The organism is Brevibacillus sp. AY1 (genome assembly GCF_029870785.1).
GTDB classification, from domain to species: domain Bacteria; phylum Bacillota; class Bacilli; order Brevibacillales; family Brevibacillaceae; genus Brevibacillus; species Brevibacillus invocatus.
Genome location: NZ_JAFLPN010000007.1, coordinates 97,620 through 124,467 on the forward strand (window position 1 = coordinate 97,620; position 26,848 = coordinate 124,467).

General features: G+C 49.3%; 23 protein-coding genes. All 23 read left to right on the top strand.

Going from position 1 to position 26,848, the window contains the following annotated elements; translation table 11 throughout:
* The first annotated feature begins 5 nt into the window (after positions 1–5).
* Complete coding sequence (locus JZI27_RS09040) at positions 6–1,163, top strand: 1-deoxy-D-xylulose-5-phosphate reductoisomerase (protein WP_280207340.1); 1,158 nt, start codon at positions 6–8, stop codon at positions 1,161–1,163.
* 36 nt (positions 1,164–1,199) lie between these two features.
* On the top strand, positions 1,200–2,471 hold the full coding sequence (rseP, locus tag JZI27_RS09045; RefSeq protein ID WP_122907517.1) for an RIP metalloprotease RseP: 1,272 nt from the start codon (positions 1,200–1,202) through the stop codon (positions 2,469–2,471).
* Positions 2,472–2,522: 51 nt separating this feature from the next.
* Positions 2,523–3,605 carry a flavodoxin-dependent (E)-4-hydroxy-3-methylbut-2-enyl-diphosphate synthase gene (ispG, locus tag JZI27_RS09050; protein ID WP_122907516.1) on the top strand — a complete coding sequence of 361 codons (1,083 nt, stop codon included), beginning with the start codon at positions 2,523–2,525 and terminating at the stop codon, positions 3,603–3,605.
* A gap of 57 nt (positions 3,606–3,662) precedes the next feature.
* On the top strand, positions 3,663–5,408 hold the full coding sequence (locus tag JZI27_RS09055; RefSeq protein ID WP_280207353.1) for a proline--tRNA ligase: 1,746 nt from the start codon (positions 3,663–3,665) through the stop codon (positions 5,406–5,408).
* Between the two features lie 216 nt (positions 5,409–5,624).
* On the top strand, positions 5,625–9,935 hold the full coding sequence (locus JZI27_RS09060) for a PolC-type DNA polymerase III (protein WP_122907514.1): 4,311 nt from the start codon (positions 5,625–5,627) through the stop codon (positions 9,933–9,935).
* A gap of 174 nt (positions 9,936–10,109) precedes the next feature.
* A complete protein-coding gene (gene rimP, locus JZI27_RS09065; protein ID WP_280207341.1) occupies positions 10,110–10,568 on the top strand; it encodes a ribosome maturation factor RimP in 459 nt (152 codons plus the stop codon).
* 42 nt (positions 10,569–10,610) lie between these two features.
* Positions 10,611–11,702, top strand: a complete 1,092-nt coding sequence (gene nusA / locus JZI27_RS09070) for a transcription termination factor NusA (RefSeq protein WP_122907512.1) — start codon at positions 10,611–10,613, stop codon at positions 11,700–11,702.
* 2 nt (positions 11,703–11,704) lie between these two features.
* Entirely contained in the window at positions 11,705–11,995 is a 291-nt protein-coding gene (gene rnpM / locus JZI27_RS09075; protein WP_122907511.1) for an RNase P modulator RnpM, read from the top strand.
* Positions 11,992–12,291, top strand: coding sequence for a YlxQ family RNA-binding protein (locus JZI27_RS09080; RefSeq protein ID WP_122907510.1), 300 nt, complete (start codon positions 11,992–11,994; stop codon positions 12,289–12,291). Before rnpM ends, JZI27_RS09080 begins: the two co-directional genes overlap by 4 nt.
* Positions 12,292–12,313: 22 nt before the next feature.
* Entirely contained in the window at positions 12,314–14,857 is a 2,544-nt protein-coding gene (gene infB / locus JZI27_RS09085) for a translation initiation factor IF-2 (RefSeq protein WP_280207342.1), read from the top strand.
* Complete coding sequence (locus JZI27_RS09090; RefSeq protein WP_251243455.1) at positions 14,857–15,138, top strand: DUF503 domain-containing protein; 282 nt, start codon at positions 14,857–14,859, stop codon at positions 15,136–15,138. Before infB ends, JZI27_RS09090 begins: the two co-directional genes overlap by 1 nt.
* A 24-nt stretch (positions 15,139–15,162) precedes the next feature.
* Positions 15,163–15,528 (top strand): 30S ribosome-binding factor RbfA, encoded by a 366-nt coding sequence (gene rbfA, locus JZI27_RS09095; protein ID WP_122907507.1) that lies wholly within the window; start codon positions 15,163–15,165, stop codon positions 15,526–15,528.
* Complete coding sequence (locus JZI27_RS09100; protein ID WP_251243456.1) at positions 15,518–16,513, top strand: DHH family phosphoesterase; 996 nt, start codon at positions 15,518–15,520, stop codon at positions 16,511–16,513. The genes rbfA and JZI27_RS09100 overlap by 11 nt, the downstream gene beginning before the upstream one ends.
* Complete coding sequence (gene truB, locus JZI27_RS09105; RefSeq protein WP_251243457.1) at positions 16,506–17,432, top strand: tRNA pseudouridine(55) synthase TruB; 927 nt, start codon at positions 16,506–16,508, stop codon at positions 17,430–17,432. The genes JZI27_RS09100 and truB overlap by 8 nt, the downstream gene beginning before the upstream one ends.
* A 2-nt stretch (positions 17,433–17,434) precedes the next feature.
* The gene (locus JZI27_RS09110; RefSeq protein WP_122907504.1) at positions 17,435–18,376 is read left to right on the top strand and encodes a bifunctional riboflavin kinase/FAD synthetase; all 942 of its coding nucleotides are present in this window, start codon (positions 17,435–17,437) and stop codon (positions 18,374–18,376) included.
* A gap of 136 nt (positions 18,377–18,512) precedes the next feature.
* The gene (gene rpsO, locus JZI27_RS09115) at positions 18,513–18,782 is read left to right on the top strand and encodes a 30S ribosomal protein S15 (protein ID WP_049738821.1); all 270 of its coding nucleotides are present in this window, start codon (positions 18,513–18,515) and stop codon (positions 18,780–18,782) included.
* A gap of 251 nt (positions 18,783–19,033) precedes the next feature.
* Entirely contained in the window at positions 19,034–21,181 is a 2,148-nt protein-coding gene (gene pnp / locus JZI27_RS09120) for a polyribonucleotide nucleotidyltransferase (RefSeq protein WP_251243458.1), read from the top strand.
* A 134-nt stretch (positions 21,182–21,315) separates the two neighbouring features.
* Positions 21,316–22,296, top strand: coding sequence for a polysaccharide deacetylase family protein (locus JZI27_RS09125; protein WP_122907502.1), 981 nt, complete (start codon positions 21,316–21,318; stop codon positions 22,294–22,296).
* Positions 22,297–22,407: 111 nt separating this feature from the next.
* Positions 22,408–23,664 carry a M16 family metallopeptidase gene (locus tag JZI27_RS09130; RefSeq protein ID WP_280207343.1) on the top strand — a complete coding sequence of 419 codons (1,257 nt, stop codon included), beginning with the start codon at positions 22,408–22,410 and terminating at the stop codon, positions 23,662–23,664.
* A 192-nt stretch (positions 23,665–23,856) separates the two neighbouring features.
* Positions 23,857–24,117: a YlmC/YmxH family sporulation protein gene (locus JZI27_RS09135; protein WP_057134172.1), complete on the top strand. Its 261-nt coding sequence runs from the start codon at positions 23,857–23,859 to the stop codon at positions 24,115–24,117.
* A gap of 138 nt (positions 24,118–24,255) precedes the next feature.
* Positions 24,256–25,158, top strand: coding sequence for a dipicolinate synthase subunit DpsA (gene dpsA / locus JZI27_RS09140; protein WP_280207344.1), 903 nt, complete (start codon positions 24,256–24,258; stop codon positions 25,156–25,158).
* A complete protein-coding gene (locus tag JZI27_RS09145) occupies positions 25,151–25,747 on the top strand; it encodes a dipicolinate synthase subunit B (RefSeq protein WP_122907499.1) in 597 nt (198 codons plus the stop codon). The genes dpsA and JZI27_RS09145 overlap by 8 nt, the downstream gene beginning before the upstream one ends.
* Positions 25,748–25,804: 57 nt before the next feature.
* Positions 25,805–26,845, top strand: coding sequence for an aspartate-semialdehyde dehydrogenase (locus tag JZI27_RS09150; RefSeq protein WP_280207345.1), 1,041 nt, complete (start codon positions 25,805–25,807; stop codon positions 26,843–26,845).
* Positions 26,846–26,848: the final 3 nt, after the last annotated feature.

Consider the following 26,848-nt stretch of genomic DNA (forward strand, 5'->3'; position numbering starts at 1 on the left):
GTAGCGTGAAACGAATAGCGCTCTTGGGCTCCACAGGCTCAATTGGAACAAGCACACTAGACGTAGTTGAACAGCACCCTGAGAGCTTCTCGGTTGTCGCTTTGGCAGCCGGGACCAATGTGGAGGTGCTGGCGGAGCAGGTGAAGAAGTTTCGGCCACAACTTGTTTCTGTCGGTACGGAGGAAGCTGCGTTTGCCCTGCGCGGGTTACTGGGATCTGAAGCCAAGCCAGAAATTGCCGTGGGAGCGGAAGGATTGGAGCAGGTCGCTCGTCATCCAGAAGCCAACTTTGTGATGACTGCGGTAGTTGGCAGTGTTGGGGTTGCGCCTACCTTGGCAGCCATCGAAGAGGGAAAAACGATTGGTCTTGCCAACAAGGAAACACTGGTGAGCGCAGGGCCTGTAGTGATGAAGGCCGCTAAGGAAAAAGGTGTTCAGATTATTCCAGTAGACAGTGAGCATTCGGCTATTTTCCAATGCTTACAAGGAGAGCGGCGTGAAGATGTATCGAAAGTGATCATCACAGCATCAGGTGGATCCTTTCGTCATTTGACACGTGATGAGTTGGCCAACGTAACACTTGAACAAGCATTGGCACATCCCAATTGGAACATGGGTGCAAAAATCACCATCGATTCGGCAACAATGATGAACAAAGGTTTTGAAGTGATTGAAGCACATTGGCTATTCGATTTGCCGTACAAGCAGATCGATACCATTCTGCATTATGAAAGCATCATCCATTCGATGGTCGAATTCAAGGATAGTGCAGTCATGGCGCAGCTTGGTACTCCTGACATGAGAGTGCCGATCCAGTACGCGCTCAGTTATCCGACACGCATGCCGTTGCAAACAGAGCCTCTTAACTTGGTAAAACTGGGTACGCTTCATTTTGCTGTCATGGATTTTGAGCGTTATCCTCTGTTACAATTGGCCTATGAGTGTGGAAAAGCAGGCGGTACCTACACGGCTGTATTGAATGCGGCCAACGAGGTTGCCGTTGATCTGTTTCTAAAAGGCTCTATCGGATTTCAGGCGATTGAACAAATCGTACGGAAAACCTGTGATGCTCACAAAGGAATTACAAATCCTACTTTGGAAGAGATTTTTGCTGCTGACCAATGGGCTCGCTCGCAAGCACGGGCGTTCGTAAATAACGGTTAAGGCAGTACGATACTGGTATGAAAGGTGGCTGTTCAATTGCCTTTACCCAATCTGGATTCCGTAGAATCGGTTCTTGCGATCGTAGTCGTGTTTGGTGCTCTTGTATTCTTTCACGAGCTGGGTCACTTTCTTTTAGCGAAAAGAGCGGGCATTTTGTGCCGTGAATTTGCTCTAGGTATGGGACCCAAAATCTTCAGCGTGAAAAGGGGAGAAACGGAATACACGCTTCGATTGTTGCCCATCGGTGGGATGGTGCGCATGGCCGGAGAAGACCCAGAAATGGATATGCTACAACCCAATATGGAAATAGCGATCGAGCGCGACGCTGTCGGGAAGGTCACACATTTTCTGTTAGATGGCGCGCAGAGTGGCGGTTCAGCGAGAGCCATTACGGGTACCGTGCTCCGCTATGACTTGGAAGAAGCGCTGACGGTGACGATGGAAGTGGACGGAGAACAACGCAATTTCTCCATTCATCCACAGGCGCAATTGGTGAAGGATGGGCGTGAGGTTCAAATTGCGCCATTGAATAGACAGTTTAAAGGGAAAAGCGTGTCCCAGCGTTTTTGGGCCATTTTTGCCGGTCCTGCAGCCAATTTTCTGCTCGCCTTTGTCTTGTTTGTCGCACTGGGACTTTCATACGGTGTGCCCAATGATGCACCTTTGATCGGTGAGGTAAAAGCAGGAGGTCCAGCAGCTGCAGCTGGTTTGTTAAAAGGGGATAAGGTGCTCTCTATCGAGGGGACACGGGTAGAAACATGGCAGCAGGTCGTCGAGATTGTCAGCAAGTCGCCCAATAAGGAATTGACTTTCGAAATCGAGCGTGAGGGTCAAGTTTCAAAGGTTCCACTAAAAGTGACTTCAGATGAGAACAACATCGGGAAGATCATGGTTACCCAATCCCTGACTTCTGCACCTGGTGAGGCATTGAAATACGGAGTTACCTCGACATACAAATTTACGGTCATGATTTTGAAAGGTCTCGGTATGCTGTTTACGGGCGGCGTAGGTCTGGATGATTTGAGTGGACCAGTAGGGATCTTTAAAATGACGGGAGAGTTTGCTCAACAGGGGATGGCAGTCTTGATGCAATGGGCTGCTGTATTGAGCATTAACCTGGGACTGTTTAACCTATTGCCGCTACCAGCATTAGATGGAGGGAGACTTGCCTTCCTCGCTGTGGAGGCTCTTCGTGGGCGTCCAATTGACCCGCAGAAGGAAGGAATGGTTCACTTCCTTGGCTTCGCCTTCTTGATGCTCTTGATTTTGGTTGTGACCTGGAATGACTTGCAACGATTGTTTGCATAGCGACGTAATACATGATGATGAATGACAGACAAATATAAAGGATGGTGCAAAATGTACAAGCGCGAGGAGACGAAACCGGTATTTGTTGGAGGAGTGCAGATCGGAGGACAGAAAAGTGTGGTCATCCAATCGATGACGACCGCAGATACGCGCGATGTAGAAAGCACACTTGCCCAGATTCAACGGCTGCATGATGTCGGTTGTCAGATTGTACGCCTGGCCGTCATCAACGAGGATGCGGCTCGCGCCATCAAACAGATCAAAGAGCGCTCCCCATTGCCGCTTGTGGCCGACATTCACTTCGACCACAAGTTGGCTCTGATTGCTCTGGAAAGCGGGATTGACAAGATTCGGATCAATCCCGGCAACATCGGCTCCAAAGAAAAAACGAAACGTGTTGTGGAAGCATGCCGGGAACGCAACGTGCCGATTCGAATCGGGGTAAACTCCGGTTCTGTAGAGAAGCGCTTGCTGGAGAAGTACGGATATCCGTCTCCAGAAGCAATCGTGGAAAGCGCGATAGATCACGTAGAAATTTTGGAAGATCTCAACTATGACAACATTGTCATTTCGCTAAAATCATCAGACGTGCCAACGATGATCCAAACGTATTCCTTGATGGCACAAAAACGCAATTATCCCTTGCATGTGGGTGTGACAGAAGCGGGTACTCAGTTTTCTGGAAGTATTAAATCCTCAGTTGGGATTGGGACCGTGCTGTCGATGGGAATCGGTGATACGATTCGCGTATCGCTCACAGCTGATCCTGTGGAAGAAATCAAGGTCGCGAAGCAAATCCTGCGCAGCCTGGATATCGTGAATAACGACCCTGTCGTGATTGCCTGCCCATCCTGCGGACGCTGCGCCATCGATCTGATCGGTTTGGCAACCAAAGTGGAGGACGCGATTTCGACGCTGAAAGTACCGCTCAAGGTAGCCGTTATGGGCTGTGCCGTGAACGGGCCAGGTGAAGCGCGTGAAGCAGATGTAGGGGTAGCTGGCGGAAACGGTGAGGGACTGATTTTCCGTAATGGTGAAATTATACGGAAAGTGAAAGAAGACGAACTGTTTGAAGAATTGATGAAAGAAATCAATGAAATGGTAGATGAGCAAAAGCCTGCTCAAGTAAAATAGGCTTTTTGGAGATCAAGACGTTGATTGCTGATGAGGCATAAGGAGGACACGCACGTGTTGAAGCAAAGCCAAATGTTGATTCCTACTTTACGGGAGGTGCCTGCTGACGCGGAGATTGCCAGCCACAAGCTGCTGCTTCGTGCCGGAATGGCTCGCCAGCTGGCATCCGGTATTTATACGTACCTGCCACTGGCACTCCGCACTCTGCATAAAATCCAAGCTATTGTGCGTGAAGAGATGAATCGCGCGGGTGGGCAAGAGCTGTTGATGCCAGCGATGCAGCCCGCAGAATTGTGGCATCAGACAGGGAGATGGGATGTTTATGGTCCCGAGTTGGTCCGCTTGCAGGACCGTCATGATCGTTCCTTTGCACTTGGACCGACGCACGAAGAGGTCATTACCAGTCTGATTCGCGACGAGATCAATTCTTACAAAAAACTCCCGATCAACCTCTATCAGATTCAGACGAAGTTCCGGGATGAGGTAAGACCTCGTTTTGGCTTGATCCGCTGCCGTGAATTTATTATGAAGGACGCCTACTCCTTCGATACGACGCAAGAAGGATTGGATATCAACTTCCAAGCCATGTATGACGCCTATACACGCATTTTTACCCGCGTCGGTCTGAATTTCCGTGCTGTAGAGGCGGATGCTGGCGCAATCGGCGGTAAAGGTACCTATGAATTCATGGCACTGTGCGAAATTGGAGAAGATACGATTGCCTATTCAGAAGAAGGCGATTTTGCTGCCAACCTGGAAAAGGCAGAAGTCGTGTACAAGCCTTCCGCAAAGCCAGAGGGTGAAGTACCTGCGTTTGAAAAAGTTCATACGCCAGGAGTCAAAACGATTGAGCAATTGACGAAGGCAATGAACGTCGATGCCAAACAAATCATCAAAAGCCTGATCTACCGCGTAGATGAAAAGCTCGTTATGATTTTGGTTCGCGGTGACCATGAATTAAACGAAGTGAAGCTGAAAAATCTTTATGACGCTACACAAGTGGGAATGGCTCAAGAGGCAGATCTTCGCGAATTGACCGGTGCACCAGCTGGATTTGTGGGTCCTGTGGGTCTCGATCCTGAAAAGGTGGAAATCATTGCGGATAATCATGTGCAGGATGTCCATGATGGTATCGTCGGTGCCAACGAAGCTGATTACCACCTGGCTCATGTAGTCATCGGTCGCGATTTCAAGGTAGGACGCTTTGCAGATCTGCGCAATATCACAGAAGGTGACGAGTGCCCACGTACTGGCGGTGCAATCAAGTTTGCACGCGGTGTAGAAGTAGGTCATGTCTTCAAGCTGGGTACAAAATACTCTCAAGCGATCGGTGCCACCTTCCTGGATGAAAACGGACGAAGCCAACCGATGATCATGGGTTGCTACGGTATTGGCGTGTCGCGTACGATTGCTGCTGCCATCGAACAAAACAATGATGAGAACGGAATCATCTGGCCTGTAGCCATTGCGCCTTTCCACGTACATGTCATTCCGGTCAATGTAAAAGTGGACGAGCAAAGACTGACAAGCGAACAAGTCACTGAGCAATTGCATCGTGCGGGAGTGGAAGTCTTGTTCGATGACCGTCCAGAACGTGCAGGTGTCAAGTTCAAGGACGCTGACCTGATCGGTTTGCCATTGCGCATCACGGTATCCGATAAAGCGGCTCAAGAAGGTACGGTAGAAGTTCGTATCCGTAAAACGGGCGAGACACATAACGTAAAATTGGACGAGCTCGTACCAACTGTGAAAAAGCTTTTGGCCAGCATCGATCACACGGGGGCAGAACTGTTCGGTGAGTAAAAAGCAAGCAGGATTTGAGTAGGATTTTGTCGAAAATTACGGGGTACTTCCCTCATACATCGGGAGTACCTCTTTTTCATGCACGATGGCATGAGGGCAGCATAGTCGTCTATGCAGCTTGGTTGTCGTTGCAGCCTAAAACCTGCCTCTACACAGTGAACGCTCCTCTTTGGGGAGGCTTCAATAGGGGTTTTCATATGGGAAGGTGGGAGTATCGTGGACCGTTTACAAGAACAAAAACATCGCTTCTCCCTGTTGATCAAGCAAATGGACGTACCAGCGGAATGGGTAGAGCGCTTTTTCCTAGACGGACAAATAGACAAGCTGGAGTTGTTTAAGCAAAACAAGAAGTGGGTGTTTCATTTTACGCTGCCATCCCTGTTACCTGCACAAGTGTTCCAAGCCTTCACTCAGCGTTTGACACAGACCTTCTCGCATCTGGCAGAAGTGGATGTGTTCTTTCGCTATCGCCAGCTACCTCCGCTTGAACTCGCTGTTGATGAGTACTGGGAGGTTTTGCTGTCTCGTCTGGAGGGGAGTCTCAATTCATTGGCTGTCACCATGCGAAGCGCGAGAAAGCTGGTGGAGCAGCAAGAGGTAAAAGTATATCTGCCAACGGAAATGACTGTTGAAATGATCAAGCGCAAGAAGGCCGATACGGAGCTGATTGCCATGTTCGAGCAGACGACGGGATGTGTACCGCGATTTAGCTTCCACGCAGAGGAAAGCGATGAAGCATACAAGGCCTTTGTCGAGCAAAGGGATGAAGAAGAACGTGCATTGGTAGAAGTCGTGATGTCCGCTGTCCAGCAGGAGAAGGAAAGTAAAGGTGGCGACAAGTCTGAAGCCATTACGACGATGATGATTGGGTATGAGATCAAGGACGCACCGATCCCTATTCATGAAATTCAGGATGAAGAACGGCGCATTGTCATTCAGGGTGCGGTCTTTAACGTAGAGCTAAAAGAGCTACGTAGCGGCCGTCATCTTCTGACCTTCTGTGTAACAGACTTTACGGATTCCTTGACGGTCAAGATCTTTTCCCGCGACAAGGAAGACGTCAAGATGCTGGAGGCACTCAAGGACGGCATGTGGGTGAAAGTACGAGGAAGCGTACAGCATGATACCTTCATGCGGGAATTGGTGATGAATGCCAATGACCTCAATCAGATTGAGCAAGTGGTACGCAAGGACAAGGCGGAAGAAAAACGTGTTGAGCTTCACAGTCATACACCCATGAGTGCGATGGATGCAGTGGTGTCAGTCAAATCACTCGTTTCTACAGCCGCCAAATGGGGCCATCCCGCGATTGCCATCACGGATCACGGTGTGGTGCAAGCCTTTCCCGAAGCGTACTCCGTCGCCAAGAAGAACAACATCAAATGCATTCTGGGGATGGAAGCCTATGTCGTAGAGGATGGTATCGACATCGTCTACAACCTGACATCGGAAAATAACCGGCCGATCGACGAGCATATAGAATACGTCGTTTTCGATACGGAAACGACAGGTCTGAATGCAGCTGAACATACGATTATCGAGATCGCTGCGGTCAAAATGAAAGGCTCGGAGATCGTAGATCAATGGACAGAGCTGATCGACCCACAGCTGGAAATTGGACCGAAAACCACCGAGATTACCGGAATTACCAATGAAATGCTGCGCGGGAAGGAAACGTTGGACGTCGTTCTGCGCAAATTCAAGGATTTTGCTCAAGATGCCGTACTAGTCGCACACAATGCTGAGTTTGATAAGGCGTTTATCAACGCATGTGCCAAACGAGTCGGCATGGAGCCTTGGAACAACGCATTTTTGGATACGCTGCCGCTCGCTCGCTTGATGTACAAAGGGATGCGCAATTACCGACTGGGCACGCTGGCCAAAAAGTTTAATGTCGAGCTGATCAATGCTCACCGCGCCTTGGATGATACTGTCGCTTTGGCGCACGTATTCCAGCAGATGCTCAAGGATATAAAAGAAGCATCGATTAAGACTTTAGCCGAGCTGAATGAGAAGAGCAACGAAGAAGCGGATTACAAGAGCAGCCGTCCTTTTCACGCCACCATTTTGGTGAAAAACAAAGAGGGGCTAAAGAACCTGTACAAGCTCGTCAGCCGCTCTCACGTGGAGACCTTTTACCGATGGCCAAGAATCCAGCGTAGCCAGCTGAGCAAGTACCGCGAAGGGCTTCTGATTGGAACGGCATGCAAGGATGGCGAGATGATGCAGGCGATCCTGCGGGGGAAATCACCGGAGGAATTGAAAGAAGTCGCAGCTTATTATGATTACCTGGAAATTCAACCTGTCGCGCAGTATTCTCCGCTTTTGCGCAATGAAGAAATCCCTTCTCTGGAAACCATGAAGGGCTATCATCGCATGATCGTGGATTTGGGAAAAGAACTGAACAAGCCTGTGGTGGCGACGGGGGATGTACATTTTCTGAATCCGGAGGACGATATCTTCAGGGACATCTTCCTGCTCTCCAAGGGAGATCCTACGGCCGGCAATCAACCGCCGCTCTATTTCTTTACGACCGAAGAGATGCTGGAGGCCTTTGCCTTCCTGGGTGAAGAGACGGCCAAAGAGGTTGTCGTAACCAACACCAACCTGATCGCTGACATGATCGAGGATGTCAGTCCGATTCCGGATAAGCTGTACACGCCGATCATCGAGGGAGCAGATGAAGAGCTGCGCCAGATGTGCTATGACAAAGCCCGTTCTTTGTACGGAGATCCACTGCCTGAGCTGGTGGAAAGTCGTCTGGAAAAAGAGCTGAACAGTATTATCAAACACGGCTTCGGCGTGATTTATCTGATCTCGCAGCGCCTGGTGACCAAGTCGTTGAATGACGGATACCTGGTAGGTTCCAGGGGGTCCGTGGGATCGTCCTTCGTGGCCACCATGTCCGAGATTACCGAGGTGAATCCGCTGCCGCCGCACTACCGCTGCCCTAGCTGCAAGCATAGTGAATTCATTACGGACGGATCGATCGCCTCCGGGTTTGACTTGGAGGACAAGGATTGCCCTTCCTGCGGTACTCCATTTGCCAAGGATGGACAAGACATTCCGTTTGAGACGTTCTTGGGCTTCAAGGGAGACAAGGTACCGGATATTGACTTGAACTTCTCCGGGGATTATCAGCCGCGTGCGCACAAGTACACGCAGGAGCTGTTCGGAGCAGATTATGTCTATCGTGCGGGGACCATTGGAACGGTAGCGGAAAAGACCGCTTACGGTTACGTGCGTAAATATGCAGATGAGCGCGGATTGACCTTGCGCAATGCCGAGGTCGCTCGCCTGGTCAACGGCTGCACCGGTGTAAAGCGGACTACCGGTCAGCACCCGGGCGGAATTATCGTCGTCCCAGACTACATGGAAATTGAAGATTTTTGCCCCATCCAGTTCCCGGCCGATGACAATGAATCCGAGTGGCGCACGACGCATTTTGACTTCCACTCCATTCATGACAATCTGTTGAAGCTGGACATTCTCGGACACGACGATCCGACCGTCATTCGGATGCTGCAGGATCTGACGGGGATGGACCCGAAAACCATCCCGCTGGATGACAAGAAAACGATGTCGATCTTCAGTTCTACTGAAGCTTTGGGTGTGACTCCTGAGCAGATTGGCTCGAATATGGGAACGCTGGGTATACCGGAGTTTGGCACCAAGTTCGTCCGTCAGATGCTGGAAGACACCAAGCCGACGACGTTTGCGGAGCTGGTACAGATCTCGGGACTTTCTCACGGAACAGATGTCTGGCTGAATAATGCGCAGGAACTCATTCGCAACGGTACGTGCAAGCTGCCGGACGTAATCGGTTGCCGCGACGATATCATGGTGTATTTGATTTATAAAGGACTGGAGCCATCCCGAGCCTTTAAAATCATGGAGTCCGTGCGGAAAGGAAAAGGCGTGCCGGAGGAAGATCAGGAAGAGATGCGCAAGAACAACGTCCCGGACTGGTATATCGAATCCTGTCAGCGGATCAAGTACATGTTCCCGAAAGCCCATGCTACCGCATACGTCATGATGGCGGTACGGATCGCCTATTTCAAGGTGCATCGACCCCTTGAGTTCTACGCGACCTATTTTTCCGTACGCGCTGATGACTTTGACATTCCCCTCATGGTAAAAGGATCTGCTGCGATCCGGCAGAAGATCGAGGAGATTGAAGGCAAGGGTCATGACGCCCAACCGAAGGAAAAAGCCCTGCTTACTGTTTTGGAAATGGCGCTGGAGATGGTGGAGCGCGGCTTCTCTTTTGCCAACGTAGACTTGTATCGCTCAGACGCAACTCGCTTCCTGATCGAAGGAAACTCGTTGCTCGCTCCATTTAACGCGCTCCCTGGGCTTGGTACAAACGCCGCGATTTCCATCGTGAAAGCTCGCGAAAACGGAGAATTCCTCTCCAAGGAAGATTTGTTGTCGCGTTCACGCATTTCCAAAACCATTTTGGAATACCTCGAGGAGCAAGGGGCCTTGAAAGGATTGCCAGAATCCAATCAGCTATCCCTGTTCTAAAGCGCACAAAAGACCCCCGAATCATCCAAAGGTTGTCAGCGAAGGGCTGTTATGCTATAATTTTTTTGGAAATACTGGTTTTATACGCATGACAGATCGAGAGTGGGGAAACCCACTCTTTCTTTCTGGCCAAACCTCATGCTTCATTTTTCACCGGATAAAGGAGGTACTTGCTTGAGCAAGGTAACGGACATTGTCACCGAACTGGTCACTCCCATCGTGAGTGAGATGGGGCTGGAACTGGTTGACATCGAGTACAAAAAAGAAGGCAGCAACTGGTTTCTGCGCGTGTTCATCGACAATGAAGTCGGCAATATTGACATCGATGACTGTGCCCTTGTGAGCGAGAAATTAAGCCAGAAGCTTGATGAAACGGATCCGATTCCAACCGCTTATTTTCTAGAAGTCTCGTCACCGGGTGCAGAGCGTCCGCTGCGAAACGATAAAGACTTCAAAAAAGCTGTCGGCAAACACGTAAATATTACGACCAAAGAACCGATAGAAGGAGCTAGCGTGTTCGAGGGTGAACTACTATCCTTTGAGGATGGCAAACTCACGGTTAAAGAAGCGAAGAAAACGTACATCATTTCCCAAGAGCAAATTGACACGGCCCGTATGGCAATCGTCTTTTAATAGACAGGGTTGGTGGTAGTAAAGGAGGAGGCAACGCAAGTCATGAACGGCGATTTTATTGAGGCATTAGAGGCCATTGAGAGAGAAAAAGGCATCTCCAAAGATATACTGATCGAAGCCATTGAAGCAGCTCTTATCTCTGGATACAAAAGAAACTTCAACTCTGCACAAAACGTGCGGGTGGATGTGAATCGTCATTCTGGACTAGTGCGCGTGTACGCACGCAAGAACGTCGTGGAGGAAGTGCTGGATCCACGTCTGGAGATTTCTCTTGAGGCAGCTCAAGAAATTGATCCGAACTTCCGTCTGGAGGATATCGTGGAGATCGAGGTAACGCCGCGCGACTTTGGACGCATTGCTGCACAAACAGCGAAGCAGGTCGTTACTCAACGTATCCGTGAGGCAGAGCGGGGCTTGATTTACAGCGAATTCATCGAACGCGAAGACGATATCGTCACAGGTGTCGTTCAGCGTATGGACGCACGCAACTACTACATTGATCTGGGCAAGGCAGAAGCGGTTATGCCGATTACGGAAAAAATGCCTTCCGAAGACTTTAAGTCACAGGATCGTGTAAAGGCGTACATTATCAAGGTGGAAAAGACCACAAAAGGTCCCCAGATCGTCGTTTCCCGCACTCATCCAGGACTCTTGAAGCGCTTGTTTGAGCTTGAAGTGCCAGAGATTTACGACGGTGTCGTGGAAATCAAGTCTGTGGCTCGTGAGGCTGGAGATCGCTCCAAAATCGCTGTTCATTCCATCAATCCTGACGTGGATCCTGTAGGTGCCTGTGTAGGGCCTAAAGGCATGCGCGTACAGACGATTGTTACTGAGCTAAAAGGTGAGAAGATCGATATCGTACGCTGGTCGGAAGATCCTTCCGAGTATGTGGCGAATGCACTCAGCCCTGCAAAAGTATTGCATGTTGAAGTGAATGCAGCCGATAAAGTAACCCGGGTCATCGTACCTGATTACCAATTGTCACTTGCAATTGGCAAGCGCGGTCAAAATGCTCGACTTGCTGCCAAATTGACTGGCTGGAAAATCGATATCAAGAGCGAAACACAAGCTGATCAAGAAGGCATCGTCTATCCGAAATTACCTGAGGGCGATGAAGGAGCGGACAACGAATAATCATGAAGCAAAAAAAGATCCCTTTGCGTAAATGCATTGTCTGCCAAGGCATGTTTCCAAAAAAGGAATTGATCCGTGTAGTCCGAACGCCCGATGAAGAAATCGTCATCGATTTGACCGGAAAGGCCGCCGGACGTGGGACTTATGTATGTCGGCAGGATAGCTGCCTGAAACCGGATGCTTTTGCATCTGGAAAATGGAAAAAAGTGCTGGAGCGCGCCTTGAACATGTCCATTACCCAGGAGAAGTACGATGCTTTTCGCGATAACTGGATGGAGATGATGGGTCGATGAACCCAAAGGCAGCTCAGCTGCTCGGATTGGCAATGCGAGCAAGGAAAGTGATTACCGGAGAGGAAATGGTCCTGCAGGCTGTTCGTAGCGGTCAGGCCCGACTGGTGTTGCTCGCGGCTGATGCATCTGGGAATACCGCCAAAAAAGTGCAAGACAAATGTTCCTATTACGGTGTTTCATGTGTAACCACGTCAGACCGATATTCACTGGGACACGCGATCGGAAAAGATGGGCGAGTAACCGTGGCGGTAACGGATGGGAAGTTGGCGGAAAGCATTCAGCGTCTGCTCACCTAATTTACGAAAGGGTGGAGTACATTTGAAGACACGTGTGTATGAATATGCCAAACAACACAACATGAGCAGTAAGGAAATCCTCAATTTACTAAAACGTTTAAATATCGAAGTTGCAAATCATATGAGTATCATGGAAGAAGGGACGATCAAGAAGATCGAGGATCATATGGCCAAGTTACGGGCTGGGTCCAAGCCGGAACAGCGCACTGCACCAGCAGCCGCCGCAAGACCGAAACAAGCAGACGATCAACGACGCCCCAACGACTCCAGAGGACAACAAACCCGATCCCAACAATCGGGCCAGGGTCAGCCAGCACAGCAACAGAACGTGGAACGTCCGGCAGATCGTGATCGTGGAGGAAGCAACCCAAGCAACCGTCCCGATCAACAGCGTCCTCAACAGGGGAAAAATCAGGGGAAGAATCAGGAGAGAAAACCTAACAATATGAGAAGTCAACCCGCAAAACCGACTGACCGCAAACCGCAGACATCGAATCAACAAAGACCGCAAAACCAGCAACGACCACAGAACCAAAATCGCCCACAAAATCAAAATCAGCAACGTCCACCGCAAACCCAAAATGCGGCACCGCAAGTGGAAGGACGCACTGGAGACGATTTTGAAGACAAAGTGAAGCTTCCGTCCAATGTTAGCACCGAAAAACGGGAGAAGATCAAGAAAGCACCTCCAACTAAAAAGACATTTGAAGACAATAAAAAGAGCCAACCGTTCCGTGGTGGGAATAACCGCAACCAAGGCAGAAACCGCAATAACGGACGAGGTCAGCAATCAGCACCCCGTCCAGTCATTGAGCCACCTACCAAAATTACCTTCCAGGACTCGCTTACAGTAAATGAGCTGGCGGTAAAACTGCGCAAGGAACCGGCGGAAATCATTAAAAAGTTGTTTAATTTGGGTATTATGGCTACGATCAACCAGTACCTGGAAAAAGATGCGATTGAACTGATTTGTGCCGAGTACAATGTGGAAGTCGAAGAAAAAATCGTCATCGACGAAACCAACTTCGAGACATTGGAAGAAGTAGACGAACCCGAAAAAATGCTGGAGCGTCCTCCAGTTGTGACGATCATGGGTCACGTTGACCACGGAAAAACGACCTTGCTTGACGCTATTCGTTCTGCGAACGTCGCTTCCGGCGAAGCGGGCGGTATCACGCAGCATATCGGTGCCTATCAAGTAGAAATCAAAGGGAAGAAGATTACCTTCCTGGATACACCTGGTCACGCCGCCTTTACAACCATGCGGGCACGCGGTGCACAAATTACGGATATTACGATCCTGGTAGTTGCTGCCGACGACGGTGTCATGCCACAAACTGTGGAAGCGATCAGCCACGCCAAGGCAGCTGGTGTACCGATCATCGTGGCTGTCAACAAAGTAGATAAGCCAGAAGCAAATATTGATCGTATCAAGCAAGAGCTGACAGAGTACGAATTGGTTGCTGAAGAGTGGGGTGGCGAAACGATCTTCTCGCCAATTTCCGCAAAACAACGTATCGGTATCGAAGAGCTGCTTGAGTACATTCTGCTCGTTTCTGAAGTGCAGGAACTGAAAGCCAATCCGGACAAACGCGCTCGCGGTACTGTCGTAGAGGCTGAGCTGGATAAAGGTCGTGGCCCTGTCGCTACTATCCTGGTTCAGCAGGGTACACTCCATGTGGGTGACCCAATCGTAGTGGGCTCTGCTTACGGTCGTGTCCGTGCGATGGTGAACGACAAGGGACGTCGTCTGAAAGAAGCTGGCCCGTCTACACCTGTAGAAATTACAGGACTGAACGATGTACCTCAAGCCGGCGACCAATTCAGGGTGTTTGAGGATGAGAAAAAAGCGCGTGCGATCGGTGAAGCGCGTGCCTCAAAGCAACGTGAGTCCGAGCGTCGTGAAAATACGCGCGTATCCCTGGACGATCTGTTCCAACACATCCAGGAAGGCGACATCAAGGAACTCAACCTGATCGTAAAAGGGGACGTACAAGGTTCCGTAGAAGCGCTCCGTGGTTCCTTGGAGAAGATCGATGTGAATGGTACACGTGTGAAGATCATTCATACTGGTGTAGGTGCGATTACCGAATCAGACGTGACACTGGCGAATGCTTCAAATGCAATTGTGATTGGTTTCAACGTACGTCCTGAACCAAATGCGCGCAGCATGGCTGAGCAAGAGAAGATCGACATTCGTTTGCATCGCGTCATTTACACCGTCATCGAAGAGATCGAGCAAGCACTGAAAGGTATGCTGGATCCTGTTTATAAGGAAAGCATCATCGGTCAAGCCGAGATTCGCGAAGTCTTCAAGGTTTCCAAAATCGGTAACATTGCCGGTTGCTATGTGACGGAAGGAAAACTGAGCCGTGATGCAGGTGCTCGCTTGATTCGTGAAGGTATTGTCATTTACGAAGGTAAGCTTGAGACCTTGAAACGCTTTAAAGACGATGCGAAGGATGTCAATGCCGGCTACGAATGTGGTTTGACCCTGGAACGCTTCCAAGACCTCAAGGTCGGGGACGTTGTGGAAGCCTTCGTCATGGTTGAAGTGAAACAATAATGTTTGCAGGTACGCGGATTGAACTGTTTCTGCCCGCATGCCAAAACTTGAAAGAGAAACGAGCCATCGTCAAGAGTCTGATTGGCAAGCTGCGGAGCCGGTTTAATCTTTCCGCAGCGGAGGTGGCTTATCAGGAGCAGTGGCAGCGTACCGAATTGGGTATCGCTGCCGTTGCTAATGAAATCTCTTTTTTGCAGCAAGAGATGCAGGCTGCTATTCGATTGGTGGAAAACCATCCCGACGTGGAGTTGATTCATGTCGATACGGAATACTACGGTTAGAGCAGCCGACGGAGGTGAAAAGGAATGAACAAAACACGCATGAGCCGCGTGGGTGAAGAGATTAAAAAAGAACTGAGTCTCGTTCTTCAGCGTGGACTGAAAGACCCGAGGGTTGGCTTCGTCACGGTTACAGATGTAGAAGTAACAAGCGATTTGCAGCTTGCTAAGGTATTCGTCAGCATTTTTGGCAGCGAGGAAGAGCGTAAAGCTTCACTGTCTGCCTTGCATAAAGCAAAGGGGTATCTGCGCACGGAGATCGGCAAACGAGTAAAGCTGCGCCATATCCCGGACTTTGTATTCAAGCTGGATGAATCGATCGACTACGGCTCCAAAATCGAAACGATCCTGCGGGAAATCTCCACTGAAGGGGAAAAACGGGATGAGTCATAATGGTGATCAAGTAAAGGAAGCGGCCCTATTCATGCAGGAGCACGACCGCTTCCTGGTTCTTTCTCATGTGAATCCGGATGGCGATGCCACGGGCTCTGCATTGGGCGTCTGCTTGATGCTTGAGAAATTGGGCAAGGAATACATAGTTGTCAACGAAGGAGAGACTCCGGCTAAATTTTCGTTTTTGCCTCGTTTTGATCTTCTTCGCAATCTTTCGGAGGAATCGCTGGACGATACGTTCGGGGCCGTAATCGCCGTAGACTGTGCCGATGAGTCGCGGATGGGCGATGTACGGTCTTTATTTGCGTCTGGGGCGGTGTTGCTCAATATCGATCATCATCCGACCAATGATGGGTTTGGTACTGTCAATCTGATTCGCACAGATGCTGCCGCTACGGCTGAAATCCTGTATGATGTCGCTATTGCAGCAGGCGTCAGTTTCGACGAGGAATTGGCTCTTTGCGTTTACACAGGCTTACTGACAGATACAGGAGGCTTTCGCTACTCTAACACATCTCCACGTGTGATGGAGATCGCGTCCAAACTGCTCCATTATGGAGTCAAACCGGGGGATGTAGCCGAGCGCTGCCTGGAAGAAATCACGTTTGCCCATGTGAAAATTTTGCGTCGGGCCTTGCAAACCCTCACACTGTCTCATCAAAACCTGGTCGCCTCCATCACGGTTCGGCCTGAGGATTTTGTCCAGGAGAATGCCGCACGTGAAGATGCAGGCGGTTTGGTCAACTACTGCCGAAACATTGAAGGCGTCGAGGTCGGTGTATCTTTTGTAGAATCGGAGCCTGGAGTGATAAAGGTGAGCATGCGTGCCCGTGATCGCGTTGATGTGTCTGCCATTGCCAAGCATTTTGGCGGAGGCGGGCATGCCAAGGCAGCAGGCTGTACCATGCGCGGAAACCTTGCAGACGTACAGTCAAAAGTTTGGCAGGTGCTGGGGGAAGCGGTAGGAGTGAAGGTTGATGAGTAATGTAAGTGGCGTACTGGTTGTGGATAAACCTGCCGGCATGACTTCGCATGACTGTGTGGCACGAATTCGACGACTGTACGGAACAAAGAAAGTCGGTCATACCGGTACACTCGATCCCGAAGTTACAGGCGTTCTTCCGATCTGTGTGGGGCATGCCACCCGACTGGTCGAGTATTTGCAGGAGCTACCCAAACGCTATGATGTCGTGATGCGCATCGGGTATGCGACGACGACGGAGGATGCGACGGGCGAAATCACCGAGCAAAAGGAAGTAGCGACAACGTCAATCACCAGAGAGCGTATCGAAGAGCTGTTCCAGCGCTTTATCGGAGAGATTGAACAAGTACCTCCCATGTTCTCTGCGGTGAAAGTAAATGGCAAACGACTGTACGATCTGGCGCGGGAAGGAACTGTCGTGGAGCGACAGGCTCGCAAGGTTACGATCTACGATTTGACCCTGCATGAGGTAAGTGTGGAGCAGGGTATGGTGGACGTTCGTTTTACGTGCACATGCTCAAAAGGCACCTACATGCGCACCTTATGTGTTGACCTTGGGCGTGCTCTGGGGTATCCTGCCCATATGAAGCTGTTGCGGCGTATCAAGAGCGGCCCGTTTACAGAGCAGGAAGCGATCCCATTAGGAGAATTGGAAGAAATGGCAGCGCAGGGCAAAGACATATTCTGTCCGTTGCTGAGCATCCGTGAGGCAGTATCTTTTCTGCCATCTTTTCAGGTAAAGCCAGAACGCGCCAAGGCTGTCCTCAATGGTCTGACTACTGGATTGCCAGGAGTGGAAGCGGAGGAAGGGAGCTTAATCTGCCTGTTTGCCGGTGAGCAATTGCTCGGTATCCATCGTGTATGCCGAGGGGAAAAAGGCCTCTTTGCCAAAGCAGAAAAAGTCTTTCCTTCCGAGGTGTAACTGTGAAAACGATATACTTAACCTATCCATTACCCAAAGATTTTCAGGAGGCGACACCCACTGCGATTGCGTTGGGGTATTTTGACGGCGTGCATATCGGACACAGACGCGTCATCCAAAAAGCGATCGATACGGCCAGAGCCAATGGCTGGCAAAGTACGGTCCTCACCTTTGATCCCCATCCTCGTGAGGTTTTGGGGCAAAGCGGATATACCCGTTATTTGACACCTTTGGCTGACAAGCTGGAGCAGTTTGAAAAGATGGGTGTGGAGAAGACGTACGTGATGCAGTTTGACATTGCTTTTGCGGCAGTGTATCCCGAGGATTTCATCACGGATTGTCTGATGCCGTTATCCTGCCGCCAGGTGGTGGTCGGCTTTGATTATACGTTTGGACACCGCGGGATGGGTACCGCACAAACCCTGCAGGAAATGAGCCATGGTCGATACGGTGTAGATATTATCGGGCCAGTCAATCGTCTGGGGGAAAAGGTGAGTAGCACCATCATCCGCGAGTATTTGCATCATGGAGATGTGGAACAGACACGTCATCTGCTGGGGCGTCCGTATAAGGTCCGGGGTACTGTGGTTCATGGCGACAAGCGGGGGCGCACGATTGGCTTTCCGACTGCCAATGTCTCTGTGTCAGCACCGTATCTGATCGGGAAGAACGGCGTATACGGTGTCCGCTTTACCGTCGATCAGCAATCCTACTTTGGCGTGATGAATGTGGGTATCAAACCGACGTTTGAGCTGGAGAAGAAAGAAAAATCGCTAGAAGTTCACCTGTTTGATTTCTCAGGCGAAATCTACGGCAAAGATGTGGAAGTAGAGCTACTCTTCTATATTCGTGAAGAACAAAAATTCGCAGGAGTAGATGCGCTGATCGCACAGATTCAAAAGGATGTCGCTACAGCCAAACAACGATTTGCAGATTCATTCTAGTTATTGATTTCACTTTGCTTTTCGCAAATCGGTATGATATAATTCATAACGTTGTACAGATAACCGTGGCTTGGCTGACCGATTCTCACCGACGGCAGACTCGGCTAACGGTATAAATACAAGGAGGTGAGTCTAGATGGCATTGACTCAAGAGCGTAAAACTCAATTGATTCAAGAATTCCGTACTCATGAGAACGATACTGGTTCTCCAGAAGTGCAAATCGCTATCTTGACCGAAAACATTAACAACCTGAACGGACATCTGCGTACGCACAAGAAAGATCACCACAGCCGTCGCGGTCTGTTGAAAATGGTAGGTCAACGTCGTAACCTGTTGACATACTTGAGAGAATCAGATGTTCAACGTTACCGTTCCGTAGTAGACCGTTTGGGTCTGCGTCGCTAAGGTACGTCTTGAAAAAGCGGGTTTACCCGCTTTTTCTTACTGTATTGGATGGGGCTTGCTGCCTCTTGGATGGCAAGCTCGTCCGTACGTATGAAAAGGATTCGAAAATAGCTTCAATAGAAGCTTTTTTTATTATCCGGGAAGACTGCCAATGGTATCCATTTAATTTTTATCATGGCAGGAAATAATACATACAGGTAGAAAACAAAGTGTAGATATGCACATTGTCGTGAAGGAGGACTGCTAGCAACATGGAGCAACAATACCGTACATATGACTTCGAACTGGCAGGCCGCAAACTGACGCTCGAATTTGGCAAAATGGCCAAACAAGCGCAGGGATCGGTTCTGGTTCGGTACGGCGATACGGCAATCCTGTCTGCAGTGACGGTCTCGAAGGAACCAAAAGCGCTTGATTTCTTCCCGCTCACTGTAAACTACGAGGAACGTCTCTACGCGGTTGGGAAAATTCCTGGCGGCTTTATTAAGAGAGAAGGACGTCCGAGCGAAAAGGCAATTCTGGCCAGCCGCTTGATTGACCGTCCGGTTCGTCCTCTGTTTGCAGAAGGATTTCGTAACGATGTACAAATTGTAAATACCGTTCTTTCCGTGGATCAGGATTGTTCACCTGAAATCGCCGCGATGATCGGAACTTCTGCAGCATTAAGCGTGTCTGAAATTCCCTTTGAAGGCCCGATCGCTGGAGTGATTGTTGGCCGCGTAGACGGTCAATTTATCGTGAATCCTACCGTTGAACAAGCGGAAAAAAGTGATATTCACCTCGTAGTAGCTGGTACTGAAACAGCTATCAACATGGTAGAAGCTTCTGCCAATCAGGTTCCAGAAGCCATTATGCTGGAAGCGATCATGACAGGACATGAAGAGATCAAGAAGCTGATCGCGTTCCAAAAGCAGATCGTTTCTGAGATCGGGAAAGAAAAAATGCAGGTAATCCTGCATGAAGTCAATCCTGAGATTGATCAGGCTGTTCGTGACGTTGCGGAAGCACGCATGAAGGAAGCGGTCCGTATCGAGGAAAAACAAGCTCGCTACGATGCTATCGACCAAATCAAGGCAGAAACGCTGGAACATTTCGCAGCGCAAGATCCCGAAAGCTTTGCGCTGAACGAAAAAATGATTTCGGAGGTTCTCGGCAACATCGTCAAGGACGAGGTTCGTCGTTTGATCACCGATGAAAAAGTACGACCAGATGGACGAGCACTTGATGAAATCCGCCCACTTTCCAGTGAAACAAGTATCCTGTCTCGTACGCACGGGTCCGGTATGTTTACACGCGGACAAACACAAGCTCTGAGCATTTGTACGCTGGGTGCGCTGGGAGACGTCCAAATTCTGGATGGTTTGGGTTTGGAAGAGTCCAAACGCTTCATGCATCACTACAACTTCCCGCCTTACAGTGTGGGAGAGGCACGTCCATTGCGCCCGCCAGGTCGTCGCGAGATTGGACATGGTGCGTTGGGTGAGCGTGCGATTGAGCCGATCATTCCAAGTGAAACCGAATTCCCGTACACCATTCGATTGGTATCGGAAGTCATTGAATCCAACGGCTCTACCTCTCAGGCTTCGATTTGCGCAAGCGTACTCGCGCTGATGGATGCGGGTGTACCGATCAAGGCTCCGGTAGCAGGTATCGCGATGGGCTTGATTATGGGCAAGGATGGGCAAACATTCTCCATTCTGACCGATATTCAAGGTATGGAAGATCACCTGGGTGACATGGACTTTAAAGTAGCAGGTACCGAAGCAGGCGTAACAGCGATCCAGATGGATATCAAAATTTCGGGTATCAACCGTGAAATTTTGCAATTGGCGCTGGAGCAAGCTCGCATTGGACGTTTGCACATCCTGGAGCACATGATGAGCACGATTTCCAAGCCGCGTACAGAGCTCTCGCCTTACGCTCCAAAAATCATGACGATGTCCATCAATCCGGAGAAAATCCGCGATGTCATTGGTCCTCAGGGTCGTGTGATCAACAAGATCATCGAGGAAACAGGCGTCAAGATCGATATCGAGCAAGATGGACGTGTCTTCATCGCTTCCATCAACCATGAAGCAAACCTGCGCGCGAAACAGATCATTGAAGACTTGGTTCGCGAGGTTGCGGTTGGACAAATCTACATGGGTACAGTAAAACGTGTAGAGAAGTACGGCGCATTCGTAGAGCTGTTCGCAGGCAAAGAAGGATTGTGCCACATTTCCCAGCTGGCTGAAGAACGCGTGGCCAAGACTGAAGATGTCGTAGCAGTCGGCGATAAAATAGAAGTGAAGGTTACGGAAATTGACGACCAAGGTCGTGTCAATCTGTCCCGTAAAGCTGTTTTGAAAGAACAAGCTGCAGCCAAGCAGGCTGAATCTGCACCGGCTCAAGCTGAATAATTTACCCACAAAAGGCTTCGTCACCCGAAGAAAACTTCGTGTACGGAAGCTTTTTCTTTTTTCTTCTAACCTTTCGCTCCCGCACATAGATTGGACAAGAGAAACTTGTACGTTCTGGAGGGGGCAATGGTTCCATGAAGCGCGAAAAGAGGAGGCTTTGGCTTACCATCGTAGGGGCGACATTACTGACCGTCATCATCAATTTCCAACCAATAGACCATTACGTTCATACAATAAAAGAGAAAGAAGCGGTTTCTGTTTCCGTGAATGTTGACGAGAAGGAACGTTTGCGGGAAATGATTGAAAAATGGAAAGAGGGACGGGAGGAAGCGCCGATTGACGCGAAGGTCGATCAGACCTGGAAGGCCATACCTGGTTACAACGGTTTGATAGTGGATGTGGAAGCATCTCTCGAGAAGATGTTGACCGCTAAAAACCCTGGACCCGAATTACTCGTGTACAAAGAAGTAGAGCCAGCCGTTTCCTTGAAACAACTGGGAGCTCACCCTGTTTATCGCGGCAATCCTATGAAGCCGGCCATTTCGTTCATGGTTAACGTCGCCTGGGGGAATGAGTATCTGGATTCGATGCTCAACACATTGGATAAACATCAGGTAAAAACGACTTTTTTCCTGGACGGCTCTTGGGCTAAAAAGTACCCGGATGAAGTCAAAAAAATTGCTCAGCGCGGACACGAAATCGGAAATCATGCCTATTCTCATCCGGACATGAAAAACTTGGGTGTGGATCGGATCCATCAGGAAATCCATCGTACACAGGAAGTCGTTTTTCAAACGCTCGGAAGTAGACCCACGTTATTTGCTCCTCCATCTGGCTCTTTTAATCAACGAGTCGTCGACATCGCCCACTCCTCCTATCAGATGCAGACTATATTATGGACGGCGGACACCATAGATTGGCAAAAACCTTCACCGCAAACGGTCATTCAACGGATCACGAAAAAGATGGAAAATGGCGTCCTCGTCCTGATGCATCCGACTGCCGCCTCAGAAGCCAGCCTGGATCATTTGCTGACACTTGCCAAACAAAAAGGGCTGGTGCCGACGACCGTATCCGAACTGCTTTCCAGCAAACGCTTCCCAAAAAACAGCTGACTGTGCTCATTTGTTGTGGAGAGGCAGGAAGTTTGCTATAGTTAGACGTGTTTACAGGATTGCTCCTGATAAATCAGAGAGAGACGAAAAGATTCACCAAGGAGGATTTGTGTGATACAACGTCATACGTGTGAAAACGGTCTGAGGATCGTAACGGAAAAAATCCCGTCTGTGCGCTCTGTTGCTATCGGCATCTGGGTAGGTACGGGTTCGAAATATGAAAATGAACAAAACAATGGGATCTCGCATTTTTTAGAGCATATGTTCTTCAAGGGAACGACAACTCGCTCTGCGAAGGAAATTGCCGAAACCTTCGATGAGATTGGCGGTAATGTGAATGCGTTTACTTCTAAAGAATACACTTGCTACTATGCTCGCGTTCTCGATCAGCATGCTCCGATTGCACTGGATGTCTTGGCGGATATGTTTTTTCACTCCGTGTTTGATAGCGAAGAATTAGAAAAAGAAAAGAATGTTGTCATCGAAGAGATCAGTATGTACGAGGACACGCCGGATGACCTCGTTCACGATTTGATCAGCCGCGCCAGCTATAGTAATCACCCACTAGGCTACTCCATTCTGGGGACAGAGGATGTGCTGCGCAGTCTGAAAAGAGAGGACCTCCTGCGTTATACCGAGCAGCGATACCTGCCGATCAATACCATGATTACGGTTGCAGGAAACTACGATGATTCCCTGATTGAAGAAATCAAGAAGCGTTTTTCTGCTTTTCAACGTCAAGGTGCACCAGTCAGCCTGACCGTACCACCATTTGCGGGGGAGATCATCGCCCATCAAAAATCAACAGAGCAGGCGCACTTGTGCATCTCTCTTCCCGGCTTTCAGGTTGGACATGAAAATTCGTATTCCTTGGTGCTGTTGAACAATGTACTCGGTGGCAGCATGAGTTCCAGACTGTTTCAGGAAATACGGGAGGAGCGAGGACTGGCTTATTCGGTTTATTCGTACCATTCTTCTTACAAGGAAGCAGGTACATTTACGATCTATTCCGGCACTGCTGCTGAACACGTGGGTCAGGTTTTTGATATCGTCACCCATATTTTGAGAGATGTAGCGGAGAATGGCATCACGGAAAAAGAACTGAATAAAGGCAAGGAACAGCTCAAAGGCAGTCTCATGCTCAGCCTGGAGAGCACCAGCAGCCGTATGAGCCGTTTGGGCAAAAACGAGCTGCTGCTGGAACGTCATCTCACCCTCGATGAGATACTTGCAAAGATTGACCGTGTATCCCATGAATCTGTTCTGGCGGTGGCGCAGGAGTTGTTCCGCAATAAAATGGCGCTGGCCATGGTTAGCCCACTGGACAGCTATCCTTCCAATGTGAAAAATGATGTCCTCCTTCCATAAATAGCAGCTGACTGAACAAAACGGTCATGACCGTTTTCCCCTCTCTTCGGGGGACAAAAGTGTTTGACCGCAAGCGGTCACATCCCCTGTTATGAAAAACGTCGAGACGTTTTTCACAGAAAAAAATCCGGCATAGGCCGGGTTTTTTTGCGTATATCAACAGTAAATCACTTGGACAAAGGGAGATGCGATATGCGTTTGAGCGAGCTGGGGGGCAAGGAAATCATTGGACTCGATACCGGGGAAAGAATGGGTGTTATCAGCGACTCCGATCTGGTCATCAATCCCGAAAGCGGGAGTATCGAATCGATCATATTGCCAGGTGGCAGCTTTCTTGGACTTGGAAAGAAAAAAGAGGATATCGTCATACCGTGGAACTCGATTGTCAAAATTGGGCCGGATATGATCATTATCCAGCTAAAACAACAGGAGAATCAAGCTTTTCCAAAGTAGACACCAGTGTCACCGAACCAAGGGCATGCGAATAGGATGGGGGTAGACCGCAACGTTTTTTTCGTCTGTGCAATCCTGAGGAAAAACCTTTGCGTTTCAATCAAGATGCAGTAAAATGTGTGGAAAGGGGAACGCAGCATGCTAACGGGCATACATGTTGCCTTCATCGGCGGAGACGCGCGCCAGTTGGAAGTAATAAAACGCTGCATACAACTGGATGCGATTGTTAAGTTGATCGGCTTCGACAACCTGGAAAGCAATTTCACAGGGGCAACGAAGAGACCATTATCATGCGATGTGTTGAAAGACGCGGATGCCCTCATCCTACCTATTGTCGGAACCGATGACAATGGATATGTAGAAAGCATCTTTTGTTCCAAACAACTCAAGCTGCAAGAAGAGCACATTGCCTGCCTGCAGGATCACTGCGTGGTATACACAGGGATAGCAAAGCCTTATCTGCGAGCACTTTTAGATCCAAAGAATATACCTTTGGTGGAACTGCTGGATCGTGATGACGTAGCCATTTACAACTCCATTCCCACGGTGGAAGGAGCTTTAATGATGGCGATTCAAAATACTGATATTACGATTCACGGATCGGAGTGTATCGTATTAGGGTTAGGCCGTACTGGATTATCGATGGCTCGGGCATTACATGCACTTGGAGCTCATGTTCATGTAGGAGCAAGGCGTCAAGAACACTTGGCACGCATTTATGAGATGGGATTAACTCCCTTCCATATAAGCGAATTAAGGCAAAAGGTAACGAATGTTGATTTTATTTTTAATACCATCCCGCAATTAATTCTGACAGCAGAGGTTATTGCTCAGATGCCGCAGTCGGCGTTCATTCTTGATCTCGCATCCAAGCCGGGTGGCACAGATTTTCGCTACGCGGAAAGACGAGGGATCAAAGCACTTCTCGCACCCGGACTGCCCGGAATCGTTGCACCAAAAACCGCAGGACAAATCTTAGCTCAAACATTGTCTCGTCTCATTGCGGAGCAAACGATATCCAGGGGGAATCAACATGACTAAACTACAGGGGAAAACCATTGGATTTGGACTTTCCGGTTCGCATTGCACATTCGAGGAGACGATGCCGCAAATCCAACGATTTGTTGATGAAGGCGCACGGGTCATTCCGATTGTCTCCCATACGCTGATGACTACCGATACGCGCTTTGGTACATCGCAAAGCTGGCAACAGAAGATCAAGGATATTACGGGTGAGGAACTGATCTCTACGATTCCTCAGGCTGAGCCTTTGGGGCCGTCCAAACTCCTTGATGTCATGCTGATAGCTCCTTGTACAGGTAGCACCACCAGCCGTTTGGCAAATGCGATTACAGACAGTGCCGTGCTGATGGCTGCAAAAGCGACGATGCGTAATCTGAGGCCGCTGGTAGTGGCCATATCCACCAATGATGGGTTGGGATTAAATGCGGCCAATATTGCCAAGCTGTTGGCTGCCAAAAATATCTACTTCGTTCCGTTCGGGCAGGATGCCCCGGACAAAAAGCCTAATTCACTCGTAGCACGCATGGACCTGTTAGTGGAAACCTGTGTGGCTGCGATGGAAGGACGACAATTGCAACCCCTGCTTATCGAGAGATTCAACTACTAAAAAAACTAGAGAAAAACCAATTGATTTGTTTTTTCGCGATTAGGAGGAGAGTAAGAGATGGCGAACCAACTGACTTTTAACGTCGCGGTAGTAGGTGCGACCGGTGCAGTAGGAAAGCAAATGATTCGAATTCTGGAAGAGCGTAATTTTCCAATTAAACAGTTGAAGCTGCTCGCATCCGGACGTTCGGCCGGTAAGACAGTCACGTTTAAGGGGCAAGAAATTGTTCTGGAAGAAGCAACACCAGAAAGCTTCGCTGGTATCGATTTCGCCTTGTTCAGCGCTGGCGGTGGAGTCAGTAAGGAATTGGCTCATCACGCAGTAAATCATGGTGCGGTCGTTATTGATAATACCAGTGCATTCCGGATGGACCCGAATGTGCCTTTAGTCGTACCAGAGGTAAACATGGATGCTGCTCTGGCTCATAATGGAATTATTGCGAATCCCAACTGCTCCACGATTCAGATGGTTGCCGCTCTGAAACCCTTGTATGATCGCTATGGCATAGATCGTATTATTGTATCCACCTATCAGGCAGTTTCTGGTGCAGGTCAATCTGCCATCAATGAACTGCAGGCGCAAAGCCGCGAAGTATTGGACGGAAAAGAACCTACATGTGAAGTGTTGCCTGTCGGTAAGCTTCCCGTCCATCATCAGATTGCTTTTAATGCCATTCCGCAAATCGATGTATTTACGGATAATGGATTTACGTATGAAGAAATGAAGATGATCAACGAAACGAAAAAAATCTTTGGTGATGAGCAGGTCTTGGTTTCTGCAACCTGCGTACGTATCCCGGTCGTTTACGGGCACAGTGAATCTGTATACGTAGAATTAAAAGAGGACTACGATCTGGCTGAAGTGAAATCCCTCTTGGAGAATGCACCAGGGATCGTACTTGTAGACGTACCGGAAGAGCAAAAGTATCCACTTGCAACAGATGCTACTGGAAAACTGGATGTGTTTGTCGGTCGGGTAAGACGTGACCTGCATCATCCTCGTGGACTGCATATGTGGATTGTATCTGACAACCTGTTAAAGGGTGCTGCTTGGAATTCGGTGCAAATCGCTGAGGAACTCATCAAAGCAAGAGCATAGGGG

Bases quoted from the DNA above. Each gene is read 5' to 3' on its own strand.
- ispG (WP_122907516.1), top strand. From the start codon at position 2,523: ATGTACAAGCGCGAGGAGACGAAACCGGTATTTGTTGGAGGAGTGCAG.
- nusA (WP_122907512.1), top strand. From the start codon at position 10,611: ATGAACGGCGATTTTATTGAGGCATTAGAGGCCATTGAGAGAGAAAAA.
- rnpM (WP_122907511.1), top strand. From the start codon at position 11,705: ATGAAGCAAAAAAAGATCCCTTTGCGTAAATGCATTGTCTGCCAAGGC.
- JZI27_RS09080 (WP_122907510.1), top strand. From the start codon at position 11,992: ATGAACCCAAAGGCAGCTCAGCTGCTCGGATTGGCAATGCGAGCAAGG.
- JZI27_RS09090 (WP_251243455.1), top strand. From the start codon at position 14,857: ATGTTTGCAGGTACGCGGATTGAACTGTTTCTGCCCGCATGCCAAAAC.
- rbfA (WP_122907507.1), top strand. From the start codon at position 15,163: ATGAACAAAACACGCATGAGCCGCGTGGGTGAAGAGATTAAAAAAGAA.
- JZI27_RS09100 (WP_251243456.1), top strand. From the start codon at position 15,518: ATGAGTCATAATGGTGATCAAGTAAAGGAAGCGGCCCTATTCATGCAG.
- truB (WP_251243457.1), top strand. From the start codon at position 16,506: ATGAGTAATGTAAGTGGCGTACTGGTTGTGGATAAACCTGCCGGCATG.
- rpsO (WP_049738821.1), top strand. From the start codon at position 18,513: ATGGCATTGACTCAAGAGCGTAAAACTCAATTGATTCAAGAATTCCGT.
- pnp (WP_251243458.1), top strand. From the start codon at position 19,034: ATGGAGCAACAATACCGTACATATGACTTCGAACTGGCAGGCCGCAAA.
- JZI27_RS09125 (WP_122907502.1), top strand. From the start codon at position 21,316: ATGAAGCGCGAAAAGAGGAGGCTTTGGCTTACCATCGTAGGGGCGACA.
- JZI27_RS09135 (WP_057134172.1), top strand. From the start codon at position 23,857: ATGCGTTTGAGCGAGCTGGGGGGCAAGGAAATCATTGGACTCGATACC.
- dpsA (WP_280207344.1), top strand. From the start codon at position 24,256: ATGCTAACGGGCATACATGTTGCCTTCATCGGCGGAGACGCGCGCCAG.
- JZI27_RS09145 (WP_122907499.1), top strand. From the start codon at position 25,151: ATGACTAAACTACAGGGGAAAACCATTGGATTTGGACTTTCCGGTTCG.
- JZI27_RS09150 (WP_280207345.1), top strand. From the start codon at position 25,805: ATGGCGAACCAACTGACTTTTAACGTCGCGGTAGTAGGTGCGACCGGT.